This window comes from Rathayibacter sp. AY1E6, from assembly GCF_002931115.1.
Lineage (GTDB): Bacteria > Actinomycetota > Actinomycetes > Actinomycetales > Microbacteriaceae > Rathayibacter.
Genome location: NZ_PSVK01000011.1, coordinates 25680 through 48283 on the forward strand (window position 1 = coordinate 25680; position 22604 = coordinate 48283).

The window sequence follows — 22604 nt, forward strand, 5'->3', positions numbered from 1 at the left end:
GCGCACGTTCACGGTGAACGGCGTCTTCTTGAAAGTAGTCACGAGGGTCCAGCCTACCCCTCCCGGGCCCCTCCGGGGCGGGAGGGGTAGGGAGGAGCCGGGAGGGGCGGAGTCCGGGCTCAGGCGCCGCCGGCCTCCAGCGTCACGTCGATCGGCGCGTAGTCGGCACCGCTCGTGTCCACTCCCTCGTCGGCGAGCTCCGCGAGCGCCTTCTCGACGTACTCGTTCGAGTAGGCGGTGGCGGGCGGGTCCGCGCTGATGATCGTCGCCCCCGTCTCGTTCTCCGTCTCCTTCGCGATGTCGACCGTCTGCTGCCACGCGGCCTCGTCGATCATCCCGACGCCGCTCGTCGAGGGCCAGATCAGCTTGTTGACCTCGTTGGTCATCCAGAGCTGGTGGCTGGTGCCGAGCGTGGATCCGGCCGCGGTGACGATGTCGGCCGCCGCCTGCGGGTCGTCCTTCGCGAAGATCCAGCCCTTGATCGAGGCCTTGATGAAGGCGACCGTCTGCTCGGCGTACGCGTCGTCGTCGGCGAGCCTGCCCGCGTCCGCCCAGATCGCGTCCTGGAGCATCGCGGTCCCGATGTCGTTCCAGCTGATGACGTTCAGGTCGTCCGGCTGGTACAGCTCGCCTGTGGCGGGGTTCACGGTCTCGAGGACCTGGGCGTACTCGTTGTAGGTCATCGCCTGGGCCGCGTCGATGTCGCCCGCGAGGAAGCCGTTCATGTCGAACTGCTGCTGCACCAGCGAGATGTCGTCGAGGGAGACGCCGTCCTTCTGCATGCCGGCGAACAGCTCCCACTCGTTGCCGTAGCCCCAGCTGCCCACGCTCTTCCCGGCGAGGTCGGCGGGCGAGGTGATCCCCTTGTCCTTGAAGGAGATCTGCGTGGTGGCGCTGCGCTCGAAGATCTGCGCGACGTCGGTGATCCCGGCCCCCTGCTCGATCGAGCCGAGGACCTTGGGCACCCAGGAGATCGCGTAGTCCGCGTCGCCCGAGGCGAGCACGTCCTGGGGGACGATGTCGCCGCCTCCCTCGGCGATCGTCACGTCGAGGCCCTCGTCCTCGTAGTAGCCCTGGTCGAGCGCGGCGTAGTACCCGGCGAACTGCGCCTGGGCCACCCACTGCAGCTGCAGGGTGACCGGCGCGAGGCCGCCGGAGCTGGAAGCCGACCCCGGGTCGGAGCCGCCGGAGGCGCTGCAGCCGGTGAGCGCGAGGCCCACGGCCGCGAAGGCGGCGGTCGTCGTCAGGGTGATGCGGGTGCGTCTGGTCACGGGTCCTCCTGGTGCGGTCTGCGGGGTCGCCGGTGCGGCGCGCCCCGTGGTGCGGCGGTGCAGGTGGTGCTGTGGTGCAGGTGGCGCTGATGATGCGGGCGGTGCGGATGGTGCGTCGGGTGGAGTCGGGAATCGGGAGTCGGGAATCGGGAGGATCGAGGAGGGTGCGGGGACGCGCGGCGCCGCGCTCAGCGCAGCCGGCTGCGGCGCAGCGCGAACGCCTCGAGCGCGGCCGTCACGCAGTAGAACGCGAGGCCGACGAGCACGGCGCCCAGGACGTAGGCGTAGGCGAGCGCGTAGTCGCTGCCCGAGGCCGCCGTCGTGATCGACTTGCCGAGCCCGCCCACGGGTCCGCCGAAGTACTCGGCGACCAGCGCCGAGATCACCGCGAGCGAGGAGGCGATGCGGAGCCCCGTGAAGACGTAGGGCACCGCTCCCGGCAGCGTGATCGTGCGGGCCGTCTGCCAGGGGGTCGCCGCGTAGGCCTTCAGCAGGTCGCGGTGCACCGGAGCGGCCTGCCGCAGCCCGCGCAGCGTCGTCACATACACCGGCACGAACACGGCGAGCGCCGCGACGAGCTGCCTCGCGGTCTCGGCGTTCGCTCCGAACATCGTGTAGAGCACCGGAGCGAGGGCGACGATCGGCACGACAGCGGCCGCGGCCACGATCGGCGCGACCAGTCCGTCGAACACCCGCGCGAGCGCCGAGAGTCCGGCGACCACGACCGCCAGCACTGCGCCGACCAGCAGGCCGACCAGCGCGTTGCGGCCGGTCACCGCGCTGCCCTCGGCGACGGAGCCGAGGTTCGCGGCGAACTCCTGTCCGATCGCCAGCGGCGACGGGAGCACGAACGGCTGGATCGCCAGAGCGGTGACCCCGGCCTGCCAGAGCAGGACCGCGGCGATCCCGAGCACGAGCGGCGCGAGCACGCTGCGCGCCAGCGCGGTCGTGCTCACCGGTTCTCCACTCCGCGCGGCACGGCGGCGGGATCGCCGTGCAGCAGCTCGCGCACGGCGCTCACGTCGCGGAAGAACGCCGTGTCCTCCCTGACCGCCGCGTCGCGCTCGGATGCTCCGGGGAGTCCGACCGGGAGGACGTCGCGGATCCTGCCCGGCCGCGGCGACATCACCACGACGCGGTCCGAGAGGAACACCGCCTCCGGGATCGAGTGGGTGACGAAGACGACGGCGGCGCCGGTCTCGCGCCGGATCCGCAGCAGCTCCGTCTGCATCCGTTCGCGGGTCATCTCGTCGAGCGCCCCGAACGGCTCGTCCATGAGGAGCAGGCGCGGGCTCTCGGCGAGCGCCCGCGCGATGGCGACGCGCTGCTGCATCCCGCCGGAGAGCTGGTCCGGGTAGGAGTCGGCGAAGTCGCCGAGCCCGACCAGTGCCAGCAGCTCGTCGACGCGCGAGCGCCGGGCGGTCGCGGCGACGCCGTGCAGCTCCAGCGGCAGGGCGATGTTCGCCCGGATCGTGCGCCACGGCAGGAGGCCCGCCTGCTGGAACGCGATCCCGTAGTCCTGGTCGAGCCTCGCCTGCCGGGCCGTCTTGCCGAACACGGCGATCGAGCCGGAGTCCGGCTCGTCGAGGTCGGCGATCAGCCGCAGCAGCGTCGACTTGCCGCAGCCGGACGGGCCGATCAGCGAGACGAACTCCCCCGCGGCCACCTCGAGCGAGACGTCCTGGAGCGCCGTGACGCTCGCGGCGCGGGCGGTGGTGAAGGTCCTCGTGACGGAGTCGACGACGACCGCGGATCCTGCAGGGCTCATGCGGGCTGCTCCCCTCGGCGGTACGGACGGAGGAGGGTGCCGAGCAGAGCGACGGAGCCGGCGGCCGCGAGGCCCACCAGCACCGCCCCGAGGATCGGCGCCCAGGGCTTGGCGGGGTCGCCTCCGGCAGCGGAGGCGAACTCGATGATCATGCGGCCGATCCCGCCGCGCAGGCCGATCGAGACCTCGGCGACGATCGTGCCGACGACGGCGCTGACCGCTCCGAGCCGGAGGGCCGGCAGCAGGTAGGGCACGCTCGCCGGCAGCCTCAGGCGCACCAGCGTCTTCCACCAGCCGACGCCGTAGACGTGCATCAGCTCGACCTGGTGGGCCGTCGGCGAGCCGAGCCCGCGGAGCGCCCCGATCGAGACGGGGAAGAACGCGAGGTAGGAGGCGATCAGGGCCACCGACATCCAGTTCTCCCAAGTCACCGGTCCGAGCTCGAGCTGCGACCCCCAGCGCCGCACCAGTGGGGCGATCGCGATCAGGGGCACCGTCTGGCTCAGCACGATCCAGGGCAGCACCGCCGACTCCGCCGTGCGGAACCGCTGCATCAGGAGAGCCAGGAGCAGCCCCACGACCGTGCCGACGACCCAGCCGACCGCGGCGATCCCGAGCGAGAAGGCGCTCGCCCCCACGACGGCCGACCAGAGCGCCGGGGCGTTCCGCGCTCCGGTGACCGGCTCGCCGAGCCGGGCCGCGATCTCCCAGAGGTGGGGCATCGCGATGGCGCTCGTGCGCGGGAGCACCGTGACTCCTCCGACGACCACCCCGGCCTCGGGCCCGAGCGCCTTCCAGCCCTCCCACACCAGCGCGAGTAGGAGCAGCCCGGCGGCGCCGAGCACGAGCCCGCGCGCGAGGGCCGGTCTCATGCGCGGGCCACGATGTGCTCGCGCAGCTCCGGGATGATCCGCTCGCCGTACACGCGCAGCGTCTCCTCCTTGTTGTCGTGCTGGAGGTAGCCCGCGAACTGCGTCACGCCGATGTCGGCGAGCGCCCGGAGCTTCTCGACGTGCTCGTCCGCCGTGCCCAGCACGCAGAAGCGCTCCACGATCTCGTCCGGCACGAAGGCGGTGTGGCTGTTGCCCGCGCGGCCGTGCTCGTTGTAGTCGTAGCCCTCGCGCCCGGCGATGTAGTCCGTCAGCGCCTGCGGCACCGCTCCGGAGGCGCCGTAGCGGCCCACGATGTCGGCCACGTGGTTGCCGACCATCCCGCCGAACCAGCGGCACTGGTCGCGCATGTGCTCCCGGTCGGTGCCGATGTACATCGGCGCCGCGACGCAGAACTGCAGCGACTCGGGATCCCGGCCGGCGTTCGCCGCCGCCTCCTTGACGGCGCCGATCATCCAGCGCGCGATGTCCACGTCGGCCAGCTGCAGGATGAAGCCGTCGCCGACCTCGCCCGCGAGCTTCAGGGCGAGCGGGCCGTAGGCGGCCACCCACATCTCCAGGGACGAGCCCCGGCTCCACGGGAACTGCAGCGTCTGGCCGTTGTACTCGACCGGACGGCTGTTGGCGAGCTCGCGGATGACGTGGATCGACTCCCGCAGCGTCTTGAGCGTCGTCGGAGCTCCTCCGGTCACCCTCACCGCCGAGTCGCCGCGTCCGATCCCGCACACCGTGCGGTTCCCGTACATCTCGTTGAGCGTCGCGTGCAGCGAGGCGATGACCGTCCAGTCGCGCGTGGCGGGGTTGGTGACCATCGGGCCGACCGTGATCCGGTGCGTCCTCTCGAGGATCTGCGAGTAGATCACGTAGGGCTCCTGCCAGAGCAGGTGCGAGTCGAAGGTCCACGCGTAGTCGAAGCCGTGCGTCTCCGCGAGGACGGCGAGCGCGACGGTGCGCGAGGCGGGCGGGTTGGTCTGGAGGACGACTCCGAAGTCCATGGGGTTCCTTCTGCTCGATCAGGTGCTGGCTCGGATCGGGTGCCGGCTCAGATCAGGTACTGGCTCAGACCGCGCGGGATGTACGCCCCGTCGCCCTTCGTGCCGACGTAGGAGCCGTCGTCGACGACGACCCTGCCGCGGGAGATCACCGTGTCGACGTGGCCGTCGATCTCGAAGCCCTCCCAGGCCGAGTAGTCCATGTTCATGTGGTGGCTGCGGCCCTCGCCGATCCCGATCGAGGTGTGCCCGCTCGGGTCGTAGACGACGACGTCGCCGTCGGCCCCGGGCTGGATGACGCCCTTCCTCCCGTACATCCCGAACATCCGCGCCGGGGTGGTCGAGGTGAGCTCGACCCAGCGCGGCAGGGAGATCTGCCCCGACACCACGCCCTGGTACATCAGGTCGATCCGGTGCTCCACCGAGCCGATGCCGTTGGGGATCTTCGAGAAGTCGCCGATCCCCATGTCCTTCTGGCCCTTCATGCAGAAGGGGCAGTGGTCGGTCGAGACCATCTGGATGTCGTTGGTGCGCAGCGACTGCCACATGTGGTGCTGATGCCCCTCCGCCTTCGAGCGCAGCGGCGTGGAGCACACCCACTTCGCGCCCTCGAAGCCCGGCGCGCCGAGCTGCTCCTCGAGCGAGAGGTAGAGGTACTGCGGGCAGGTCTCCCCGAAGACGTTCATGCCACGGTCGCGGGCCTGCGCGATCTGCTCCACCGCCTGCTTCGCGGAGACGTGCACCACGTACAGCGGCGCGCCGGTGAGGTCGGCGATCATGATCGCGCGGTGCGTCGCCTCCTCCTCCGCCTGCCAGGGTCGAGAGGTGCCGTGGAAGTACGGCGCGGTGTTCCCGGCGGCGAGGGTCTGCTTCACCAGCTCGTCGATGAGGGCGCCGTTCTCGGCGTGCATCATCATCATCGCGCCGTTCTCCGCGCCCTTCTGGAACGCCCGGAGGATCTGCCCGTCGTCCGAGAGGAACACGCCCTTGTAGGCCATGAACAGCTTGAAGCTGGTCACCCCCTCGCGCATCAACTCGTCCATCGCGACGAGCGAGGAGTCCTGCACGTCCGAGAGGATCTGGTGGAAGCCGTAGTCGATCGCGCAGTTGCCGGCCGCCTTCTCCTGCCACGCCTGGAACCGGTCGACGACGCTCTCGCCCGGGTACTGCACCACGAAGTCGACGATCGACGTCGTGCCGCCCCAGGCCGCGGCGCGCGTGCCGGTCTCGAAGGTGTCCGAGGCGGAGGTGCCGCCGAACGGCATCTCCATGTGCGTGTGCGCGTCGATCCCGCCCGGGATCACGTACTTGCCGCTCGCGTCGATCACCCGGTCGACGTGGGCCGCCAGATCGAAGCCCAGCAGCGTGGAGCCGGGGGCGAGGACGGCGGCGATGGTCTCGCCGTCGATCAGGACGTCAGCGGCTCCGGTGCCGGTCGCGTTGACGACCGTCCCGCCGGTGATGAGGGTCTTCATCGGTCTTCCCCGTCTCGGTCTGCGGTCACGGCTTCGGGATGCTGGTGTACGACTCCGGCCGGCGGTCCCGGTAGAACTGCCAGTCGTCGCGCATCTCCTGCACCATGTCCATCTCGAGATCGCGGATCAGGATCTCCTCGGCCTCGCCCGAGCCCCGCTCGCCGACGAACTCCCCGCGCGGATCGATGATCTGGCTGGTGCCGTAGAAGTCGACCGCGAGGTCGCCGTACTCGTTGTCCTCCCGGCCGACGCGGTTGGGCTGCAGCACGAAGTAGCCGTTCGCCACCGCGGCCGCCGGGCCCTCGACCTCCCAGAGGCGGTTCGACAGGCCGGGCTTGGTGGCGTTGGGGTTGAAGACGAGGTGGGCGCCGTTCAGGCCCAGCTCCCGCCAGCCCTCCGGGAAGTGGCGGTCGTAGCAGATGTGGACGCCGACCTTGCCGACCGCGGTGTCGAAGACCGGGAAGCCGAGGTTCCCGGGCCGGAAGTAGAACTTCTCCCAGAAGCGGTCCAGGTGCGGGATGTGGTGCTTGCGGTACTTGCCGAGGATCGTCCCGTCGGCGTCGACCACGACCGCGGTGTTGTAGTAGACGCCGGTCTGCTCCTCCTCGTAGATCGGGAGGATCATCACCACGCCCAGCTCCTTCGCGAGGGCCGCGAAGCGCTGCACGATCGGCCCGTCGGCGGGCTCGGCGTAGCGGTAGTACTTCTTGTCCTGGGTGATGCCGAAGTACGGGCCGTAGAACAGCTCCTGGAAGCAGACGATCTGCGCGCCGTCGGCTGCGGCGTCCCGGGCCATCCGCTCGTGCTTGTCGAGCATCGACTCCTTGTCGCCGGTCCAGGTCGTCTGGGTGATCGCTGCGCGGACGATGGTCATCGGTACCTCCATGCTCGGGCGTCCCTGTCCGGCTCCGGTGTGCTCCGCCGGGCGGTGCGGAGCCGGGGACGTGGACCCACTGTGGTCCCCGCCGGGCCCGAAGGCAATGACGGACCGTCCGGCTCCGGGGACAGGGCTTCATCGTCGGGGTTCGACGTTTCCCCGGTGTTTCCGGCGCGGATCCGCAGCATTAAGGCTCGCCGGGGGAGGAATCCGTCCGTGCCGCTAGCGTGGGCGGATGCGCATCACGATCCTGGCCGGAGGCGTCGGCGGCGCCCGCTTCACCTCGGCGGTCCGCGAGCACCTCCGCGATCTCGAGGCCGCCGGCGGCGAGGCGAGCGAGATCATCGTCGTCGTCAACACCGGCGACGACATGTGGCTCACCGGCCTCAAGGTCTGCCCCGACCTCGACTCGATCACCTACGCGCTCGGCGGAGTGAACGACACGGAGCGCGGCTGGGGGCGGGCCGGCGAGAGCGAGCGGGTCTCGGCCGAGCTCACTGCCTTCGGCGTCGGCTGGCCGTGGTTCACCCTGGGCGACCTCGACCTCGGCACCCACATCGCCCGCAGCTCGATGCTGCGCGACGGCCTCACCCTCTCGGAGGCGACCGCCCGGATCACCGCCCGCTGGCCGCTGGGGGTCCGCCTGCTGCCGATGTCGGACCAGGACGTCGAGACCCACGTCGAGGTCGAGCTCCCCGGCGAGGGCGTGCGGCTCCTCCACTTCGAGGAGTGGTGGGTGCGGCTGCGCGCGTCCGCGCCGGCCCGCCGGTTCGTCCAGCAGGGGGTGGAGAGCGCCCGCCCCGCCCCGGGCGTGCTGGAGGCGATCGCCGACACCGACGCGGTGCTCGTCGCCCCCTCCAATCCCGTCGTCTCGATCGGCACGATCCTCGGCGTCCCCGGGATCGCGGACGCCCTCCGCCGGACCTCCGCACCCGTCGTGGGCGTCTCCCCCGTCATCGGAGGCGCGGTGGTGCGCGGCATGGCCGACGCCTGCCTCGCCGCGATCGGCGTCGAGACCTCCGCCGAGGCCGTCGGCCGGCACTACGGAGCCCGGAGCGGGGGCGGCCTCCTCGACGCCTGGCTCGTCGGCGAGGAGGACGCGGACGCGGTCCCGGCGCTCGAGTCGGCGGGGCTCCGCGCCCGCTCCGTGCCGCTCTGGCTGACCGGCCGGGACACCTCCGTGCGGCTCGCCGCCGACGCTCTCGCCGCCGCGAGGGGCTGAGCGGAGCCTCCTCCCGGGGCCGCGCACCGCGTGTCGCAGCGCGGATGCGGTCACGCCTCCCACGGGGCGCCCCGTTCCCTTGTACGGTCGGAGGCGGACGAACTCCCCGATTCACCCCCGCATCGGATCCGGAGCCCCTCGGTCGCGCGCCCGACCGCGTCCTCACCACGTCTCCGAGCCCTGCGGAACCGCGTGCCGTCCCGTCAGGAGGACACCATGGAGCCCAGCTCGAGGATCAGCACCGAGCGGATCGAGCCCGACATCGTGGTGATCCGCCCCGTCGGCCGGCTCGACCTGTCCACGGCGTGGGAGCTCGAAGCGGTCCTCCAGCGCGCGCTCGAGGCGGGAGAGGTCCGCGTGGTCGTCGACCTGGCGGCCGTCGAGTTCCTCGACTCGTCCGGGCTCGGCGTCCTCGTCGCCGGACTCAAGGAGGCGCGGAAGGCGGGCGGCGAGCTGCGCGTGGCCGCCGCCGGCGAGCAGCCCGCCATGGTGCTCGGCCTGTCCAACCTCGACCGCCTGCTCGGGAGCGCCGAGACCGTCGAGGAGGCCTACCGTGCCTGAGCGCTCCTTCGTCGTGCGCACGCCGCCCGAGGACGGCGTCACCGCCGTCCACGAGGCGCTCGAGGAGCTGTGGCTCGAGGAGCCGGGCGTCGCGCCGGTCGACCGGATGTCGTTCGAGACCGCGCTGGTCGAGCTGACCTCGAACATCGTCCAGCACGCCCGGTCGTACCGGCACATCATCTGCCTGGTCGAGATCCGCGTCGACGCGACCGAGCTGCGCGCCTCGCTCAACGACTCCGCCGAGGAGGCGCCCGCCGAGGTCGCCGATCCCCGCGACATGCCGGACGAGTGGGACGAGGCAGGCCGCGGGATCCCGTTCATCCACGCCCTCGTCACCGAGTTCTCCTACCGCCGTGTCGACGGGCAGAACCTCTGGGCACTCGCCCGGACCCGCACGTGAGCGAGCCGACCGAGCGCGCCCGCCTCGCCGCGATCGCCGAGCTCGGGATCGGCCTGAGCACCCCCCAGGAGCGCTTCGACAGGATCACCCGCATCGCCCGCCGGCTCCTGCGCGTCCCCCTCGCCGAGATCAACATCCTCGAGGAGTCGACGCAGTTCACGAAGTCGCCCCAGCGCTCGGCGCGGGCGAGCAGGATGCTGCGCGCCGACTCGATGTGCGACGTCACGGTCCAGCAGGGCGACATCCTCGTCGTCGAGGACGCCACCGCCGATCCGCGGTTCGCCGACCGCGGAGTCGTCACCGGATCCCCTCACGTGCGCTTCTACGCGGGCCGCCCGCTCGTCGTGGGGGACGGCCTCCGCGTCGGCACGATCTGCATCATCGACAGCGAGGTGCGCGGCTTCTCGGAGGAGGAGCGCGAGATCCTCGAGGACCTCGGCCGGTGGGCGGAGCGGGAGCTGCGCGAGATCGCCTTCTCCGGACGCGCGAGCGAGACGCAGGAGCGGCTCTGGCCCCCGCGCCTCGACCTCGGCGAGTGGAGCCTCGACTCGCTGACCACGCCGCTGCACGACGTCGCCGGCGACTACACGGCGTGGCGTCGCAGCGGGGACGATCTCTCCCTCGAGCTGGTCGACGTGATGGGCAAGGGGGTCTCGGCGGCGATCGTCGCCTCCGCGATCCGCTCCGCGTTCCAGGCGCGGCCGGAGCTCCCTCCCGCGGCAGCCGTCGAGGCCGTCAACCGCCAGCTCCTGCCCGACCTGACCGCGACCGGCATGTTCGCGACCGCGCTGATCGCCCGGGTCGACCTCGCGAGCGGCGCCGTCTCGTTCGTGGACAGCGGCCACGGCCTCACCCTCCTGCTGCGCGCCGACGGCACCACGGAGCGGCTCGCCTCCACGGGCGTCCCGCTCGGCATCGCCGCCGACGTCTCCTGGGAGGAGGAGCAGCGCGTGCTCGCCCCCGGCGACGCGCTCTTCTCCTGCAGCGACGGCCTGCTCGACGTCTTCGGCGGGCGCCTCGACGCGCTCGACCGTCTCGCCGAGCTGGTGCGGAGCAACGACGACCCCGCTCTCTTCGAGCGTCTGCATGCTCTCGCAGACGACGCGCACGACGATGTGACAGCGTTGGTGCTGCGGCGCTCCGCAGCGCCCGCCCCCTCCTGATCCTGATCGAAAGGACCTCCCCATGCCTGGTGCACTCGTCCTCGCCGGCGGCGGCCTCGCCGGAATCGCCTGGGAGCTCGGCGTCCTCCGCGGCCTCGCCGACGCCTCCCCCGAGGGGGCCCGCCTCCTGCTCGATCCGTCGACGACCTTCATCGGCACCTCCGCGGGCTCCGCGGTCGCCGCGCAGCTGAGCACCGGCACCGGCCTCGACGAGTCGTACGAGGCCCAGCTCCAGGAGGAGTCCGCCGAGATCGGAGCGGACGTCGACGGTGAGCGCCTCCAGGCCCTCTTCGCCGCGGCCGTCGAGGGCGCGACCTCGCCCCAGGACGCGCGGCGCCGCATCGGCACCCTCGCGCTCGAGGCCGAGACGCTCCCCGAGGACACCCGCCGGGCCGTCATCTCGGCCCGCGTGGGCGACGCCGACTGGCCCGAGCAGCGTCTGCTCATCACCGCGGTCGACACGGCCACCGGTGAGCTGCGCGTGTTCGACCGCGAGAGCGGTGTCGGCCTCGTCGACGCGATCTCCGCCAGCTGCGCCGTCCCCGGGGTCTGGCCTCCCGTCAGCATCGACGGCGTCCGCTACATGGACGGCGGCGTCCGCTCCGGCAGCAACGCCGACCTCGCCGCGGGAGCCGACTGGGTCCTGATCGTCACTCCGCTGCCCGGAGTCGGCACGCCCGGCGCGGGCCTGATCCCGACCGGCGAGCTCGACGCCCTCGCGGACTCGCGGGTCGAGGTGGTCTACGCCGACGAGGAGTCGGTGCGCGCCTTCGGCCCGAACTCGCTCGACCCGGCCGTCCGCGCCGCCTCCGCCCGCGCCGGACGTGCTCAGGGCGCCCGGCTCGCCTCGCGGATCGCCGCGCTGGTCGGCGCCGAGTAGCCGGTCTCAGCGCCGCACGCTGTAGCGCGTGAAGACCGTGCCGTCGGCGAAGCGGTGCTCCTCGCGCAGGTCGAGGCGCGCATGGAACCCGCACGGGAGGAAGTGGGTCCCGCCGCCCACCGCCACCGGCACCGTGTAGACCTGCACCTCGTCGACGATCCCGGCGAGCAGCGCGTGCCGGGCGAGGGTCGGCCCGCCGATCGAGACGTCGTGGTCGGCGGCGCTGACCTGCGCGGCGACGACGACCGGGTCGAACCCGCCCTCGACGCGGGTGCGGCGGGTCTCGGCCGACTCCAGCGTCGTCGAGTACACGACCTTGTCGGCCGCCCGCCACATCTCCTGGAAGTCGCGGATGAACGCGAACTCCTCCGCCAGTGCCCAGGTCTGCTCCCACGCGCGCATGACCTCGTACATGCGCCGCCCGTACAGGTACGTGCGCACCCGCCCCTCGCGCTCCGTGATGAAGCGGTGCACGGCGGGTCGCGGCTCCGCCCAGGCGAATCCGCCGTCCGCGTCGTTCACGTAGCCGTCGAGCGACGCGATCGAGCTGTAGATGAGCGCGCCCACGTCGGCCTCTCTCCGTGGCCGGCTTCGGGACCGCCCACGGGCGCGACCGTAGGCCTCCCGCCTCCGTCCGGCAATGTCCGCCGGGGCCTCTGGCGCGGATCGACGGGTCGCCGCTGCTCCTGGTGGCGCTCCCGGCGGTCGGCGCCCCCTCCCGGACCGCGTACCGTGGTCGTGCCGCAGGGAGCGGCCGTGAAGGGTTCGGGATGAAGATCAGCCAGCTGCGCCACTTCGTGGCGGTCGCCGAGGAGCTGCACTTCGTGCGCGCCGCCGAGCGCCTCGGCATCTCGCGGCAGAAGCTCGACTCCTCCGTCGCCGCCGTCGAGCTCGACCTCGGCAAGCCGCTCTTCGAGCCCGGTGCCGCCGCCACGACCCTCACCGCGGCCGGGCGGCAGCGCCTCGCCTCGGCCCGCGAGGAGCTCGCCGCGCTCGGCGACGAGCCGGAGGCGGCCCCGAAGTCGGGAGGCAAGGCCAAGGCCTCCAAGGGGACCGGGCGCGCCCCGATCGTCAAGGGCCAGCCGAAGCCCTACAAGCGCCGCCAGTCCCGCTGACGCGCAGCGTCCGATCGACGGAGGTGGTGGGCCCTACCGGGCTCGAACCGATGACATCCACGGTGTAAACGTGGCGCTCTACCAACTGAGCTAAAGGCCCCCGTCGCGGGAGCACCCGCGGACGATCGACTCGATCCTACGGCAGGCGGAGCGGCCCCCTGCGGGCACTAGCCTCGGCACATGACCGCCGACAGCGACTCCCGCGCGAGGCGGCGCGCCGAGAGCCGCTGGCCCGCCTCCGCCGCGATCCTGGTGGCCGTCGCACTGAACGTGGCCGGCCACAGCGCCGACACCTCGGTGGTCCGCCTCGTCGCCGCCGGCATCACGCTCGCGCTGCTCGTGCCGCTGTTCGTCGTGAACCCGCACCGGCTCGACAGCGAGACGCGCTGGTCGCGCGGGGTCTCCATCGCCCTGGCGGTCGTGCTCGCCGTGGCGAACCAGGTGAACGTGGTCGCCGTGGTGATCGACCTCGTCGACGGGACGGCCGACGGCCCGCCGCTGCTGCTCACCGCGCTCCAGGTCTGGGTCACCAACGTCGTCGCGTACGCGCTGCTGTTCTGGGAGCTCGACCGCGGCGGTCCGGTCGCCCGCGGAACGCTTCCCCGCACCGAGCTGCCGGCGGCCGACTTCGCCTTCCCGCAGGACACCTACCGCGACACAGCGCCCGAGGTCGCCGCGACCTCCTCCGAGCGCGCCGACTGGCGGCCCGGCTTCGTGGACTACCTCTCGGTGTCGACGACGAACACCATGGCGTTCAGCCCGACCGACACGATGCCGCTGTCGAGCCGGATGAAGCTCCTGATGATCGCCGAGGCGTTCACCGGATTCGTCCTGCTGGCCCTCGTGATCTCGCGGGCCGTCAACATCCTCAGCTGACGACCGGGGCGGTCCGCCTCCGGAGGGTCAGCCGTGCGCGGGGGCGAGCGCGTCGATCGCGGCGCGGTAGGCGTCGATCGAGCGAGGCTCGCCCGGGGCGGTCATGAACGTGTCCCGGATGACGCCGGCCTTGTCGATCAGGAAGGTCGCGCGGGTCGCGTAGCCCTTCGCCTCGGTGAACACGCCGTACTGCTTGGCGACGTCGCCGTGCGGCCAGAAGTCGGAGAGGAGCGTGAAGTCGTAGCCCTGCTTCTCGCCCCAGGCGCGCAGCGTGTGCTTGGAGTCGACCGAGATGCCGATCAGCTCCACGTCGGCGTGCTCGAAGAGGGAGAGGTTCTCGCGCAGCGCGCAGAACTCGCCCGTGCAGGTGCCGGAGAAGGCGAGGGGGAAGAACACCAGGGCGACGTTGCGCCGCCCGTGGAAGTCGCCCAGCTGGATGCGCTCGCCGTACTGGTTCGCGAGTTCGAAGTCGGGAGCCAGGGTCAGCTTCTCGAGAGCCATCGGTCCGATGTCCTTCCGTGCGCACGAGAGTCGCGCGAGCACGAGGGGCAATGCTAGACCCGCTCCGCGCAGACTCCAAGGAACGGCCCGTCTCCCCCGATCACGGGCCGGTCGACGCGTCCCGTCTGGCGCTCTCCTACAGTCGTCGGCGCACATCCCTCGTGGATCACCACAGTGCGATTCCAGGTTCGGGGCACGGGAATCGCTAGGCTGACGGAGGTGCCCGCGCGCGGCTCGTCATCCGAGCCCCGGATCCGCGGATCCGCACCGCTTCATGAGAGTGATGTCTCGGGCACGATCTGCCCCCAGAGAGAGGTCGAGGGTGACTGTTAACGATCAGGACCCGTATTCCGTCGGTCACGTGGACTCGGACCCCGAGGAAACGTCGGAGTGGAACGAGTCGCTCGATGCGCTCGTCGAGGAGCGGGGCCGGGGTCGCGGGCGCGACGTCATGCTCAGCCTCCTCAAGCGCTCCAAGGAGCTCCACCTCGGCGTGCCGATGGTGCCCACCACGGACTACATCAACACCATCGCGCCCGAGAACGAGCCCGACTTCCCGGGCGACGAGGACGTCGAGCGCCGCTACCGCGCGTGGATCCGCTGGAACGCGGCCATCCTCGTGCACCGCGCGCAGCGTCCCGGCATCGGGGTCGGCGGCCACATCTCGACGTACGCGTCGAGCGCCTCGCTGTACGAGGTCGGCTTCAACCACTTCTTCCGCGGCCAGGACCACCCGGGCGGCGGCGACCAGATCTTCATCCAGGGCCACGCCTCGCCCGGCCCGTACGCGCGCGCCTTCCTCGAGGGACGCCTGAGCGAGCACCAGCTCGACGGATTCCGCCAGGAGAAGTCGCACCGGGGCGGCGGGCTCTCCAGCTACCCGCACCCGCGGCTCATGCCGGAGTTCTGGCAGTTCCCGACCGTGTCGATGGGCCTCGGCCCGATCAACGCGATCTACCAGGCGCAGGCGAACAAGTACCTCACCAACCGCGGCATCAAGGACGCCTCCGACCAGCAGGTCTGGGCGTTCCTCGGCGACGGCGAGATGGACGAGGTCGAGTCGCGCGGTCAGCTCCAGGTCGCCGCGAACGACGGCCTCGACAACCTGAACTTCATCGTCAACTGCAACCTCCAGCGCCTCGACGGACCCGTCCGCGGCAACGGCAAGATCGTGCAGGAGCTCGAGTCGTACTTCCGCGGCGCGGGCTGGAACGTCATCAAGCTCATCTGGGGCCGCGAGTGGGACGACCTGCTCGCCCGCGACACCGAGGGCGCGCTGCTCGACCTGATGAACAAGACGCCCGACGGCGACTTCCAGACCTACAAGACGGAGGACGGCGCCTACGTCCGCGAGAACTTCTTCGGCCGCGACCCGCGCGCCAAGAAGCTCGTCGAGGGCTACTCCGACGAGCAGATCTGGGGCCTGCGCCGCGGCGGCCACGACTACCGCAAGATCTACGCGGCCATGAAGGCCGCGACGGAGCACAAGGGCCAGCCCACCGTCATCCTCGCCCACACCATCAAGGGCTACGGTCTCGGCCGCAGCTTCGAGGGCCGCAACGCGACCCACCAGATGAAGAAGATGACGCTGGACAACCTCAAGTCGTTCCGCGACACCATGCGCATCCCGATCACGGACGCGCAGCTCGAGGAGAACCCCTACCTGCCGCCGTACTACCACCCCGGTCAGAACGACGAGGCGATCGAGTACCTGCAGGAGCGCCGCCGCGCGCTCGGCGGCTACCTCCCCGAGCGCCGCTCGAAGTACACGCAGCTGAACCTTCCCGAGGACTCGGCCTACGCGGTCGGCAAGAAGGGCTCCGGGACGCAGGAGATCGCCACCACCATGGCGTTCGTCCGCATCCTGAAGGACATCCTCCGCTCGAAGGACTTCGGCAACCGCGTCGTCCCGATCATCCCGGACGAGGCGCGCACCTTCGGCATGGACGCGTTCTTCCCGAACGCGAAGATCTACAACCCGCGCGGCCAGCACTACACGTCGGTCGACCGCGAGCTCCTCCTGGCCTACAAGGAGAGCCCGCAGGGCCAGATCCTCCACGTCGGCATCAACGAGGCGGGCGCCCTCGCGGCGTTCACCGCGATCGGCACCTCGTACTCGACGCAGGGCGAGCCGCTCATCCCGGTCTACGTCTTCTACTCGATGTTCGGGTTCCAGCGCACGGGCGACGCGATCTGGGCGGCCGGCGACATGATGTCGCGCGGCTTCATGATCGGCGCCACCGCGGGACGCACCACGCTGACCGGCGAGGGCCTCCAGCACGCGGACGGGCACTCCCCGATCCTCGCGGCGACCAACCCCGCCGTCGTGAGCTACGACCCGGCCTACGGGTACGAGATCGCGCACATCGTGCAGTCCGGACTCGAGCGCATGTACGGCGGGAAGCACACCGACCCGAACGTCATGTACTACATCACGGTCTACAACGAGCCGATCGTGCAGCCGAAGGAGCCGGAGGACGTCGACGTCGAGGGCATCGTCCGCGGCATCCACCGCATCTCCTGGGGCCAGTGGGACGGGCCGAAGGCCCAGCTCCTCGCCTCGGGCGTCGCGGTGCCGTGGGCGATCGAGGCGCAGAAGCTCCTCGCCGAGGACTGGGGCGTCTCGGCGGACGTCTGGTCGGTCACCTCGTGGAACGAGCTGCGCCGCGACGGCATCAAGGCCGAGCAGCACAACTTCCTCCACCCCGAGGACGCCGAGCAGGTGCCGTACGTGACGCAGAAGCTGGCCGACGCGAAGGGCCCCTTCGTCGCCGTCTCGGACTTCTCGCACCAGGTCCCCGACCAGCTGCGCCAGTTCATCCCGGGCGACTTCGCGACGCTCGGCGCGGACGACTTCGGCTTCTCGGACACCCGTGCGGCGGCGCGGCGCTACTTCCAGATCGACGGCCCCTCGGTCGTCGTGCGGACGCTGCAGCTGCTCGCCAAGCGCGGCGAGGTCGACCCCTCGCTCGCCGTCCAGGCGATCGAGAAGTATCGCCTCCTCGACGTCAACGCCGGCACCACCGGCAACGCGGGCGGCGAGAGCTGACGGACGAGTCCGTGCTCTCGCAGGAACCCGCACCGTCGAGTGCGCGGGGTCCTGCTCCTGCGGCGGAGCGTCCGGCCACCCGGCCGGGCGCTCCCCGCACGAAGGAGCAGACCCTCGCCTGGCTGCGCACCCTCGCCGGTGAGCTCTCGACGCAGACGATCAAGCGACTCGAGGACACGCTGCCCTGGTACGGCAGCATGCCCCCCGGTCGGCGCTCGGCGGTCGGCCTCGTCGCCCAGGCCGGCATCACCTCGTTCATCTCGTGGTTCGACGACCCGTCGGCCACGCCGTGGATCGCGGCGGACGTGTTCGGAGCCGCTCCCCGCGAGCTGCTGCGCTCCGTCTCGCTGACGCAGACGCTGCAGCTGATCAAGGTGACGGTCGAGGTCGTCGAGGACCGGATCAAGAACGGCGGGGAGGACCTCCGCGAGGCGATCCTCCTCTACTCGCGCGAGATCGCCTTCGCCGCGGCCGACGTCTACGCGCGCGCCGCCGAGGCCCGAGGACTCTGGGACGCGCGCCTGGAGGCGCTGGTCGTCGACTCGATCCTCACGGGCGAGGCCGACGACGAGCTGCCCAGCCGGATCGCCGCCCTCGGCTGGCACGGCCACGGCGAGGTCGCCGTCCTGGTGGGCACCGCCCCCAAGATGCTCGACGTCGACCAGCTGCGCCGCACGGCCCGGCACATGGACGCCGACGTGCTGATCGGCGTGCAGGGCAGCCGGCTCGTCCTGGTCATCGGCCGCGCCGAGCCGAGCGAGAACGCCACGGAGGAGACCGGTCCGCCGGTCGCGTTCCTCGAGATCGCGGAGGCGCTCGAGCCCGGCTTCGGGACGGGCCACCTCGTCCTCGGCCACGAGGTGCCGACCCTGGTCGAGGCGTCCCGCAGCGCCCGCGCGGCCCTCGCCGGGTTCGCGGTCGCCCGCTCCTGGCGGAACGCGCCGCGACCGGTCAACGCCGACGACCTCCTTCCCGAGCGCGCCCTCGCCGGCGACCCGCTCGCCCGCCAGAGCCTCATCACGCAGATCTACCGGCCCCTGCAGAAGCACTCGACCGAGCTGCTGACCACGCTGTGGGCCTACCTCGACAACGGCCGCTCGCTCGAGGCGACCGCCCGCGAGCTGTTCGTGCACCCGAACACGGTGCGCTACCGCCTCAAGCGGGTCGCCGAGGTGATCGGCTGGGACGCGACGGGCGCCCGCGAGGCGCTCATCCTCCAGTCCGCCCTCATCCTCGGCTCCATGAGCGACCCGGACGGCGCCGTCCGCCGGAAGCCGTCCCGACGCTGAGGCCCTCCGCTCGCCGAACCCCTCCCGCCCCTGAACACTTGTAGACCCGCGACAAGCTCTTTGTGCTTTGTCAGTGGCTCCACGCGCCGCACGTGCGAGCGCAGATCGGAAGACTGGATACCGTGATCGTCGTCGTCGCCCCGGGTCAGGGCTCCCAGACCCCCGGATTCCTCGCCCCCTGGCTCGAGATCCCCTCCGTGGCCGAGCAGGTCGCCGCGCACTCGGAGGCGGTCGGCATCGACCTCGCCGCGCACGGCACCGTCTCGGACGCGGACACCATCCGCGACACCGCGGTCGCCCAGCCCCTGATCGTCTCCGCGGGACTCGTGAGCCTCGCCGCCCTCCTCGAGGGCGGACGGCGCGAGCGCATCGCGGGCATCGCCGGCCACTCCGTCGGCGAGATCACCGCGGCCGCCGGAGCCGGGGTCCTCACCGAGGCCGACGCGCTGGTGTTCGTCCGCGAGCGCGCCCGTGCCATGGCCGCTGCGGCCGCCGCCGAGCCGACCGCGATGAGCGCGGTCCTCGGCGGCGACGAGCAGGCCCTGATCGCCCGTCTCGACGAGCTCGGCCTCGAGCCGGCCAACTACAACGGCGGCGGGCAGATCGTCGTCGCCGGCGCGGTCGACGCGCTCGAGGCACTCAAGGCGGAGCCGCTCCGCGGGACCCGCGTGATCCCCCTGCAGGTGGCCGGCGCCTTCCACACCCGCTACATGGCGCCCGCCCGCGACTCCCTCGCCGGCGTCGCCGCCGGGCTGACCCCCTCCGACCCGACGCTCCGGCTCTGGACGAACCGCGACGGGTCGGTCGTCGACTCCGGTGCCGCGTTCCTCGAGCTGCTCGTCGGCCAGGTCGCCTCCCCCGTCCGCTGGGACCTCTGCATGGCGGCCTTCGCCGACGCGGGCGTCACCGGGATCATCGAGCTGGCACCCGCCGGCGCGCTGGTCGGCCTCGCCAAGCGCGGCCTCAAGGGCGTGCCGAGCATCGCCATCACGACCCCCGACGACGTGGACGCCGCCCGCGCCTTCCTCGACGAGCACGCCGCCTAGCAGGAGAGACCCCATGACGACCCCTTCCCTCACCCAGTCCAGCGGCAGCGCGTACACCCGAATCCTCGGCATCGGCGCGGCACGCGGCGACCTCGTCGTCCCGAACGACGACCTGATCGAGCCGATCAACTCCTCCGACGAGTGGATCCGCCAGCGCACCGGCATCATCGAGCGCCGCCGCGCCTCCGCCGACATCCACGCGGTCGACCTCGCGACCACCGCCTCCCTCGAGGCGATCGAGAAGGCGGGCATCCGCCCGGACCAGATCGGCGTCGTGCTCGTCTCCACGATCAGCAACACCGTGCAGACCCCGTCGCTGGCCGCGCTCCTCGCGGACCGCATCGGCGCGAACCCCGCCCCGGCGTACGACATCTCGGCCGCCTGCGCCGGCTACACCTACGGCATCGCCCAGGCCGACTCCTTCATCCGCTCCGGCCTGGCCGAGTACGTGCTCGTCGTCGGAGCCGAGAAGCTGTCCGAGCTGGTCAAGTCGACCGACCGCAGCATCTCCTTCCTCCTGGGCGACGGCGCGGGCGCCGCGGTCGTCGGCCCCAGCGACACCGCCGGCATCTCGAAGACCGTGTGGGGATCCGACGGCTCCAAGTGGGACACCGTCGGCATGGACAACCCGCTCGCGGCCTACCGCGACGGCACCGCCGAATGGCCCACCCTCCGCCAGGACGGCCCGTCGGTCTTCCGCTGGGCGGTCTGGGAGATGGCCAAGGTCGCCAAGCAGGCGCTCGCGGAGGCGGGCGTCCAGCCCGAGGACCTCGCCGCGTTCATCCCCCACCAGGCGAACATGCGCATCATCGACGAGCTCGCGAAGCAGCTGAAGCTCCCCGAGACCGTCGCTATCGGCCGCGACATCGAGACCACCGGCAACACCTCCGCCGCGTCGATCCCGCTCGCCACCCACCGCCTGCTCGAGGAGCACCCGGAGCTGCACGGCGGACTCGCGCTGCAGATCGGCTTCGGCGCCGGACTGGTGTTCGGCGCGCAGGTCGTGGTGCTCCCGTGACCGGCGCGACCCCACCCCTAAACTGACCTACGGTCACTGACGAACACCCGAAGAACCCCCAAGGAGAGAACCATGGCACTGTCCAACGAAGAAGTCCTCGCCGGCCTGGCCGAGCTTGTCAACGACGAGACGGGCATCGCCACCGACTCCGTCGAGATGGACAAGTCGTTCACCGACGACCTCGACATCGACTCCATCTCGATGATGACCATCGTCGTCAACGCCGAGGAGAAGTTCGACGTGAAGATCCCCGACGACGAGGTCAAGAACCTCAAGACGGTCGGCGACGCGGTCCGCTTCATCGTCAAGGCGTCCGAGTAGTCGTCGCCCGCGCACCCCGTCCTCGTGGCGGACACCCCGGCCGGCGATCGTCGGCCGGGGTGAGCCCGGCACCCACCCACACGGAACAGAGAAGCTCGTCATGACCAAGAAGATCGTCGTCACCGGAATCGGTGCCAGCACTCCCCTCGGCGGGACCGCCCGGGAGTCCTGGAACGCACTCCTCGCCGGCGAATCAGGCGTCCGCTCCCTCGAGCAGGACTGGGTCGCCCAGTACGACATCCCGGTCACCTTCGCCGCCCAGGCCAAGGTCCGCCCGGAGGAGGTGCTCTCCCGCCCCGAGGCGAAGCGCCTCGACCCCTCCAGCCAGTTCGCGCTCATCTCGGCCCGCGAGGCCTGGGCCGACTCCGGCATCACCGACGTCGACCCGCTCCGGGTGGGCGTCGACTACTCGACCGGCATCGGCGGCCTCTGGACCCTCGTCGACGCGTGGGACACCCTCCGCGAGCGCGGACCCCGCCGGGTCCTCCCGATGACCATCCCGATGCTCATGCCCAACGCGGCCGCCGCCGCCATCAGCATGGCCATCCCCTCCCGCGCCTACGCCCGCACCGACGTGTCGGCCTGCGCCTCCAGCACCGAGGCCCTCGCGAACGCCTACGAGCACATGCAGCTCGGCCTCGCCGACGTGGTCGTCGCCGGCGGCACGGAGTCGGTCGTCCACCCGCTCCCGATCGCCGCCTTCGCGTCGATGCAGGCCCTCTCGCGCCGCAACGACGACCCGGCGACCGCCTCGCGCCCCTACGACGTCTCCCGCGACGGCTTCGTCCTCGGAGAAGGCGCCGCGACGCTCATCCTCGAGACCGAGGAGCACGCCCTCGCCCGCGGAGCCCGCATCTACGCGGAGCTCGCCGGCGGCGCCGTCACCAGCGACTCGTACCACATCACGGCGCCGGACCCCGAGGGCTCCGCCGCCGCCCGCGCCATGATCGGCGCCCTCGAGCAGGCCGGAGCCGCGCTCACCGACGTCACCCACGTCAACGCCCACGCGACGAGCACCCCGGTCGGCGACATCGCCGAGTACCGCGCCCTGCTGCGCGTCTTCGGCGACCACCTCCCGAACATCGCCGTCTCCGCGACCAAGGCGTCCACCGGCCACCTCCTCGGCGGCACCGGCGCGCTCGAGGCCATCTTCACCGTGCTCGCCCTCCACGAGCGCACCGCACCCCCCACCATCAACCTCTTCGAGCAGGACCCCCAGATCCCCCTCGACGTCGTCACCAGCCCCCGCGCCCTCGGCGACGGACCGCTGGTCGCCATCTCGAACTCGTTCGGGTTCGGGGGGCACAATGCTGTTGCCGCTTTCCGGACGGTGTAGCGGGGCGTAGCCCCGCTCCACCGTGCGGAAAGCGGGCTGCGCCGCTCCTTGCGCGGCGCAGGCGCGTCCGCTGGGGAGGGGGGCGGGGTTTCCGAGGGCCGGTGCGGTGCGGCGACGGTGATCCGCTGGAACGCGGATCCCCGGATACGCCTCGTGCCGCGAGGGATCTGCGCCGCCGTCTGGTGCGGGCTGGTGAGCACGCCGTGCTGGTGGGGAGCGCGGGCTTCGCCGCGACTCGCGTCGGATACTCCGATCGCGGAAGCTGTCCGGGTGGGAGCGCGGGCTTCGCCGCGGCTCGGGTAGAAAGCTTCGGTTCAAGCAGCTGTGCTCGAGGGGAGCGCGGGCTTCGCCGCGACCCGGGTCGGATGCTCGGATCAGGGCGGCTGCGCTCGTGGGGAGCGTGCGACTCGCCATTACTCGGGCCGTCGGTGTCGTGCGCAACAGAGGTGCGGGCGGCTCCACGAGTCTTCCGACGCCCTCCGCCGGAACGCGGTGCTCCGCCGACCGTCTGGTCGACGTGCGCAGCGAGCGGCAACCGCGAGGCGACGGCGCGA

General features: G+C 71.6%; 22 protein-coding genes and 1 tRNA gene. 13 read left to right on the forward strand and 10 right to left on the reverse strand.

All coding sequences use genetic code 11. From position 1 onward, the window contains the following. Window positions 1-119: 119 nt before the first annotated feature. The 7 genes from C5C46_RS10465 to C5C46_RS10495 all read right to left on the reverse strand — a co-directional run bounded on the left by C5C46_RS10465 (window position 120) and on the right by C5C46_RS10495 (window position 7270). The gene (locus C5C46_RS10465; protein ID WP_258059438.1) at window positions 120-1271 is read right to left on the reverse strand and encodes an ABC transporter substrate-binding protein; all 1152 of its coding nucleotides are present in this window, start codon (window positions 1269-1271) and stop codon (window positions 120-122) included. Between the two features lie 188 nt (window positions 1272-1459). After that, the gene (locus tag C5C46_RS10470; protein WP_104226660.1) at window positions 1460-2227 is read right to left on the reverse strand and encodes an ABC transporter permease; all 768 of its coding nucleotides are present in this window, start codon (window positions 2225-2227) and stop codon (window positions 1460-1462) included. Further along, window positions 2224-3039 (reverse strand): ABC transporter ATP-binding protein, encoded by an 816-nt coding sequence (locus tag C5C46_RS10475; RefSeq protein WP_104226661.1) that lies wholly within the window; start codon window positions 3037-3039, stop codon window positions 2224-2226. Before C5C46_RS10475 ends, C5C46_RS10470 begins: the two co-directional genes overlap by 4 nt. After that, window positions 3036-3911 (reverse strand): ABC transporter permease, encoded by an 876-nt coding sequence (locus C5C46_RS10480; RefSeq protein ID WP_104226662.1) that lies wholly within the window; start codon window positions 3909-3911, stop codon window positions 3036-3038. Before C5C46_RS10480 ends, C5C46_RS10475 begins: the two co-directional genes overlap by 4 nt. Further along, a complete protein-coding gene (locus C5C46_RS10485; RefSeq protein WP_104226663.1) occupies window positions 3908-4924 on the reverse strand; it encodes a TIGR03842 family LLM class F420-dependent oxidoreductase in 1017 nt (338 codons plus the stop codon). The genes C5C46_RS10480 and C5C46_RS10485 overlap by 4 nt, the downstream gene beginning before the upstream one ends. Before the next feature lie 47 nt (window positions 4925-4971). After that, the gene (gene hydA, locus C5C46_RS10490) at window positions 4972-6396 is read right to left on the reverse strand and encodes a dihydropyrimidinase (protein ID WP_104226664.1); all 1425 of its coding nucleotides are present in this window, start codon (window positions 6394-6396) and stop codon (window positions 4972-4974) included. A gap of 25 nt (window positions 6397-6421) precedes the next feature. Next, window positions 6422-7270, reverse strand: coding sequence for a nitrilase-related carbon-nitrogen hydrolase (locus C5C46_RS10495; RefSeq protein WP_104223476.1), 849 nt, complete (start codon window positions 7268-7270; stop codon window positions 6422-6424). A gap of 238 nt (window positions 7271-7508) precedes the next feature. Between C5C46_RS10495 and cofD the strand changes: the two genes are divergently transcribed. The 5 genes from cofD (at window position 7509) to C5C46_RS10520 (ending at window position 11499) form a co-directional block, all read left to right on the forward strand. Continuing rightward, complete coding sequence (gene cofD / locus C5C46_RS10500) at window positions 7509-8495, forward strand: 2-phospho-L-lactate transferase (protein WP_104226665.1); 987 nt, start codon at window positions 7509-7511, stop codon at window positions 8493-8495. Window positions 8496-8711: 216 nt separating this feature from the next. Next, entirely contained in the window at window positions 8712-9056 is a 345-nt protein-coding gene (locus tag C5C46_RS10505) for an STAS domain-containing protein (protein ID WP_104223474.1), read from the forward strand. Continuing rightward, entirely contained in the window at window positions 9049-9456 is a 408-nt protein-coding gene (locus C5C46_RS10510) for an ATP-binding protein (RefSeq protein WP_104223473.1), read from the forward strand. Before C5C46_RS10505 ends, C5C46_RS10510 begins: the two co-directional genes overlap by 8 nt. After that, window positions 9453-10619 (forward strand): PP2C family protein-serine/threonine phosphatase, encoded by a 1167-nt coding sequence (locus C5C46_RS10515; RefSeq protein ID WP_181129940.1) that lies wholly within the window; start codon window positions 9453-9455, stop codon window positions 10617-10619. Before C5C46_RS10510 ends, C5C46_RS10515 begins: the two co-directional genes overlap by 4 nt. 22 nt (window positions 10620-10641) lie before the next feature. Further along, on the forward strand, window positions 10642-11499 hold the full coding sequence (locus C5C46_RS10520; RefSeq protein WP_104226667.1) for a patatin-like phospholipase family protein: 858 nt from the start codon (window positions 10642-10644) through the stop codon (window positions 11497-11499). A gap of 6 nt (window positions 11500-11505) precedes the next feature. Here the strand turns inward: C5C46_RS10520 and C5C46_RS10525 are convergent, their stop codons facing one another. Beyond that, window positions 11506-12066 (reverse strand): dihydrofolate reductase family protein, encoded by a 561-nt coding sequence (locus tag C5C46_RS10525; RefSeq protein ID WP_104226668.1) that lies wholly within the window; start codon window positions 12064-12066, stop codon window positions 11506-11508. A 203-nt stretch (window positions 12067-12269) separates the two neighbouring features. On the opposite strand from C5C46_RS10525, the gene C5C46_RS10530 reads away from it, so the two are divergent. Further along, window positions 12270-12614: a LysR family transcriptional regulator gene (locus C5C46_RS10530; RefSeq protein WP_104223469.1), complete on the forward strand. Its 345-nt coding sequence runs from the start codon at window positions 12270-12272 to the stop codon at window positions 12612-12614. A 24-nt stretch (window positions 12615-12638) separates the two neighbouring features. Here the strand turns inward: C5C46_RS10530 and C5C46_RS10535 are convergent. Then, window positions 12639-12714 (reverse strand) — tRNA-Val (locus C5C46_RS10535). 80 nt (window positions 12715-12794) lie between these two features. On the opposite strand from C5C46_RS10535, the gene C5C46_RS10540 reads away from it, so the two are divergent. Then, entirely contained in the window at window positions 12795-13490 is a 696-nt protein-coding gene (locus C5C46_RS10540) for a hypothetical protein (RefSeq protein ID WP_104226669.1), read from the forward strand. 27 nt (window positions 13491-13517) lie between these two features. Here the strand turns inward: C5C46_RS10540 and C5C46_RS10545 are convergent, their stop codons facing one another. After that, window positions 13518-13991 carry a peroxiredoxin gene (locus tag C5C46_RS10545; protein WP_104226670.1) on the reverse strand — a complete coding sequence of 158 codons (474 nt, stop codon included), beginning with the start codon at window positions 13989-13991 and terminating at the stop codon, window positions 13518-13520. A 322-nt stretch (window positions 13992-14313) separates the two neighbouring features. Here C5C46_RS10545 and aceE point away from each other — a divergent pair, with 322 nt between their 5' ends. The 6 genes from aceE (at window position 14314) to C5C46_RS10575 (ending at window position 22050) form a co-directional block, all read left to right on the forward strand. Further along, the gene (aceE, locus tag C5C46_RS10550) at window positions 14314-17040 is read left to right on the forward strand and encodes a pyruvate dehydrogenase (acetyl-transferring), homodimeric type (RefSeq protein WP_104223467.1); all 2727 of its coding nucleotides are present in this window, start codon (window positions 14314-14316) and stop codon (window positions 17038-17040) included. A 122-nt stretch (window positions 17041-17162) separates the two neighbouring features. Beyond that, the gene (locus C5C46_RS10555; protein WP_181027189.1) at window positions 17163-18329 is read left to right on the forward strand and encodes a CdaR family transcriptional regulator; all 1167 of its coding nucleotides are present in this window, start codon (window positions 17163-17165) and stop codon (window positions 18327-18329) included. Window positions 18330-18451: 122 nt separating this feature from the next. Continuing rightward, the gene (locus tag C5C46_RS10560) at window positions 18452-19375 is read left to right on the forward strand and encodes an ACP S-malonyltransferase (RefSeq protein ID WP_104226672.1); all 924 of its coding nucleotides are present in this window, start codon (window positions 18452-18454) and stop codon (window positions 19373-19375) included. Window positions 19376-19388: 13 nt separating this feature from the next. Continuing rightward, window positions 19389-20393, forward strand: coding sequence for a beta-ketoacyl-ACP synthase III (locus C5C46_RS10565; protein WP_104223464.1), 1005 nt, complete (start codon window positions 19389-19391; stop codon window positions 20391-20393). 72 nt (window positions 20394-20465) lie between these two features. After that, window positions 20466-20714, forward strand: a complete 249-nt coding sequence (locus tag C5C46_RS10570; protein WP_104223463.1) for an acyl carrier protein — start codon at window positions 20466-20468, stop codon at window positions 20712-20714. A gap of 100 nt (window positions 20715-20814) precedes the next feature. Beyond that, window positions 20815-22050: a beta-ketoacyl synthase gene (locus C5C46_RS10575; RefSeq protein WP_104226673.1), complete on the forward strand. Its 1236-nt coding sequence runs from the start codon at window positions 20815-20817 to the stop codon at window positions 22048-22050. Window positions 22051-22604: the final 554 nt, after the last annotated feature.